The organism is Aquabacterium sp. (assembly GCF_004297345.1).
In the GTDB taxonomy this organism is placed as follows: Bacteria; Pseudomonadota; Gammaproteobacteria; order Burkholderiales; family Burkholderiaceae_C; genus Aquabacterium.
Window position 1 is genome coordinate 1 of sequence record NZ_SCTN01000401.1, and the last position, 3871, is coordinate 3871.

General features: G+C 57.8%; 4 protein-coding genes. All 4 read right to left on the reverse strand.

Going from position 1 to position 3871, the window contains the following annotated elements; genetic code table 11:
* A partial coding sequence (locus tag EPO09_RS15515) for a hypothetical protein (RefSeq protein WP_290644235.1) occupies window positions 1–450 on the reverse strand: 450 nt, incomplete at its 3' end.
* On the reverse strand, window positions 447–1559 hold the full coding sequence (locus EPO09_RS15520) for a glycosyltransferase family 1 protein (RefSeq protein WP_290644236.1): 1113 nt from the start codon (window positions 1557–1559) through the stop codon (window positions 447–449). The genes EPO09_RS15520 and EPO09_RS15515, both read right to left, overlap by 4 nt.
* The gene (locus EPO09_RS15525) at window positions 1559–2683 is read right to left on the reverse strand and encodes a glycosyltransferase family 4 protein (protein ID WP_290644237.1); all 1125 of its coding nucleotides are present in this window, start codon (window positions 2681–2683) and stop codon (window positions 1559–1561) included. The genes EPO09_RS15520 and EPO09_RS15525 overlap by 1 nt, the downstream gene beginning before the upstream one ends.
* A partial coding sequence (locus EPO09_RS15530) for a hypothetical protein (protein WP_290644238.1) occupies window positions 2680–3871 on the reverse strand: 1192 nt, incomplete at its 5' end. The genes EPO09_RS15530 and EPO09_RS15525, both read right to left, overlap by 4 nt.

The following is a 3871-nucleotide window of genomic DNA, read 5'->3' on the forward strand; positions in this document are numbered from 1 at the left end:
AGAAGCCAGCGCAAAAGCCGCATAGGAGAAGAACACCAGCGCCAAGGCAGACTTGAACACATAGCGCATACCGGTGAAGAGCCCCAGCAATGCCAGTGCCATCGTGAATATGCCCTTGACCATGCTCTGAAGGTCTCCGCCGCCACCACCTGGCCTGAACGTAGCCTCAAATGAAAAGTAAACAAGGCCAATCAGAAAGAACGTGAGAAACCGAGCGGGATTGAGGAAGTACAGAATCCCCGTTGCAGACACCAGCAAAAACGTCAGCAGCAACAAGCCCAGTTGGAAAAATGGATTGGAGAAATCAGAAACGATCCATCCGAAAGCCACGGCAAAAGACGCCAAAGACAAGGCCAGCATCACCCCCATCAGGCCATCACGCGACTGCTGGTGCACATCCGCGCCTGTATCCATCAGGTAGGAGCTGTTGTTGAACGTATGTTGTGTCATGACTTCATGCCTTTGGCATCACCGGCCAGCACAGACAGCACTTGCGTGGCACATCTGTCCCAATCAAACTTTGCTGCAATCTGCACTGCAGCCTCCTCGCGTGCACCCGTCGTCGTACCAACACTCAGCAGATCCGACATGTATTCGGCAATTTGCGCCGCATCATGAGGGTTCACCAGGCGCGCGCCTCCTGCGGTGACCTCCCGCATGACGGGAATGTCCGAACATAACACCTTCGTCCCGTGAGACAAGGCTTCCAGAGGCGGAAAACCGAATCCTTCTATCAGCGACAGGAAAACGAAGAGGTCCGCGTGCGCGTAATAGGTATGGAGCTGCCTGTCACTGATGCCCTTGACCGCCGTCACGCCTGTCTGCATCGGATCATCAATGCCGCAAACGACCAGAGGCAAGGGCTCAACCGTACGCGCTCTGTAGCGCTGATATGCGGCCAGGAGCACTGCAGCATTTTTGTGCGGCAGGGCCGAACTCACTGCAAACATGTAGGGGCGGCCGCCAAGAGGATGCACAGGATCAGGCGCCTTGAACGGCACCCCGTTGTAGATCACGTGCGTTCGGGCAGGAGAACGCTTCACACGCGACAAGACGTCTTGCGCCGTCGCGTGAGAAATCACGATCAACTCATCCGCGTGCCGGGCCGTTCTCATCAGTGCGTTGTTGACCACCAGGGACTCGAGCCGACCGAAGTAGCCAGGCTGATGCTCCTCGTACCAAAGAGGAATGAGGTCATGCAAGACAGCCACGGTCTTGAGCCCGAAAGAAGGCCCGAACCACCCAGGAATGAATCCTTTTGGAGAAAAATAGCCAGGCGCCCCGACCCGCCGCGCAAACGACTGCGCACCAAATCGCAGCCAGGCTTGCCGGGCACGCGTGCCGGGCTTGTCGTCATCCAACACAAGATGACGCGTGACAGAAGGATGACCGGCCGGGTCAAAATCGACCATACCACCACGATTGCAGGCAACATGTAATCTCATGCCATCACCAATCCGGGGCAGCATGTGATGAAACAGATTCACGGCGTAGTTGTAGATACCCACGCTCTTGCCCAATCCGGGGGCCAACTCGGCCACGTCAAATACGAAGTCCATCAGGCCCTCTTGAGCGAGTAGCGCACCGCGTCATAGATGCCTTGCGCCGCATGCTCATAAGAAAATGACTGAACATGCGCCATCCCATGTCGAGCGAACTGTTCGCGCTGGCTTGTGTCGCGCAACAAGGTTGCTGCGGCCTCAGCCCAAGCGTCAACGTCCAGTGGCAGCACGCGGCCATTGCGCCCATCCAACACGAGATCACCTGCCACACCGGCCATCGGCGTCACGATAACGGGCACGCCTGCCGCAAACGCTTCATTGGCCACCACACCCCATGTATCGATCTGGGTCGGGAACAGCATGACCCTGGCCGAAGCGTAATGGTCTGGCAGATCCGTCTGCTTGACGAAACCAGCGAACACCACATCGACGTCCACCGCAATCTCGGCCGCACGGCGCCGCAGCTCATCGTCCAACTCGCCTGAGCCCATCATCAACAAGCTGGTTCGGCGCCCTATCTTGCGTGCCACCATCTGGGCAACAGCCATCGCAAAATCAGGATTCTTGGCAGCAATGAAACGCGCACTGAACACAAAGTCAAAGCGCTTGCCATCGTCTGAGAGACGCGGATGGTAGATCGCGTTGTTGGCACACAGATGCGACTGAAACATCTGGTCTTGCCCGATACCGTAGGAGCGGTATAACTCGAATGATCCCTGACTGGCGCCGATAAAGGCTCGCGTGCCGCCATACACCCAGCGACGCACCAGACGATGCACCCAAGACAGCGTGCCTTCGGTGAAGTAGGTGCCGTCAGTCATTGCGACGTGACGCGCACCATGCATCCGAGCATAGATGTAGGCAAAGATGAACGAAGGATTAAAACCTGTCGTCACCACCACATCAGGCGCGAATTCTCTCAAGCGGCTCCAGACATCCGGATTGCAGTGAATGAACCTGCCGCGGTATGTCAGAAACTTTTCCTTGAAATAGATCTGCTTGTAACTGGCCTGCTGAAGGTCCCAGGCGCGATCTGGCTCACGCCCGCTGCAGAAAAAGACACAGAGATCCATGTCCTCGTGTCGCACCAGGTTCTCGTAGACAGGAATACGGTAAGGCGCCGGGATGTTCGTCACCATGGCCACCTTGATCGGTCTACCGTCCTTACGTAACTGCTTCAAGATCCATCCTTCTGATCATGCTGAACCTGGGCCTCTCCCTGAAGGGACTGCTGCGCCCGCAGCCGCTTCATATAACCGGAAACCAGCACAAGCACCACAAGCACCGCAAACAGGTTTCCACCGGCCACAGCCCAGATTGAATAGGGAATCAGCGCGTACGTCAGCAGTACCTGTCCCAGATAGGCCGCAGCCGATACCCACAACCATGGGCGCTGCTGCCCAAGGCAATAGAACACCCGCTCATACACAAAGTTGACCGCTGCCAGCGAAGCCGCCACCGCGTTGATGACAAACAGACCGCTCAGCTGAACCGCGTCCACCTTATACAAGGCCGCGATAGGCACCGAGCCACAAGCCACCAGGGTGGATGCCGCCACCGAAACAAGCAGGCACTTCCTCACCTGAACACGCACCTCCTGCCAGAAGGCCATCTGATCACCTTGATGAGCCACTGCCAGCGCCCGCATCACGCGCCCACTCCAACTGGTCATGGGCAACAGCATCACGGCCATCCACTGCAAACCGATCGCCACGAGACCCAAGCCCTCTCGGCCATGGACCTTCTCCGCCAGATAGACGCAAGCGATCCAGTTTGTCGCGTTATTCAATACGGTAGCCGCAACGCTGGGCAGGGCTTTGAGCGCCAGAGAGCCCGCCTCCTGCTCCAAGGCCATGGCGCCCGTCGACGTTGCTTCGCGCTGCTTGCGCCACAACCACAAACTCAGAAGAACCCCGGGCAACAAAGCAACCAGACTGGCCTGCGCCAGGATGCCGGGCATGCCCAAGCAATACAAGACAGGAAGCGCCGACAGAATGGCCAATGCCGTCAAAGCGCTGATCAATACGGAAGCCGGCAAGGACAGGTCAGCGCCATGGCAGACACCCACCACCAATTGCGTCAGCAACTGCCCCAGGATCAGCCCGAACCCGACCAGCAAGACGAAATCGGCTGTCAACGACTCGGCTTGATGCAAGCCCGACAGCCTGAACAACAGCGCACACCCCAAGCCAGCCATCAGCAAACTGACTACAACAGGCCAACGATGCGCCCGCAAGATGCGCCATAGGGGCGTGTCATGGTGATGGCGAGCAGCCATCAGCGTGGCGTTGTTGGCCATCACGGCCGACATGGGCGTGGTCGGGCTAGCCGTCGTGATCAAGACACCGGAATAAAGACCCAGTGCCTGC

Bases quoted from the DNA above. Each gene is read 5' to 3' on its own strand.
- EPO09_RS15520 (WP_290644236.1), bottom strand. From the start codon at position 1,559: ATGGACTTCGTATTTGACGTGGCCGAGTTGGCCCCCGGATTGGGCAAG.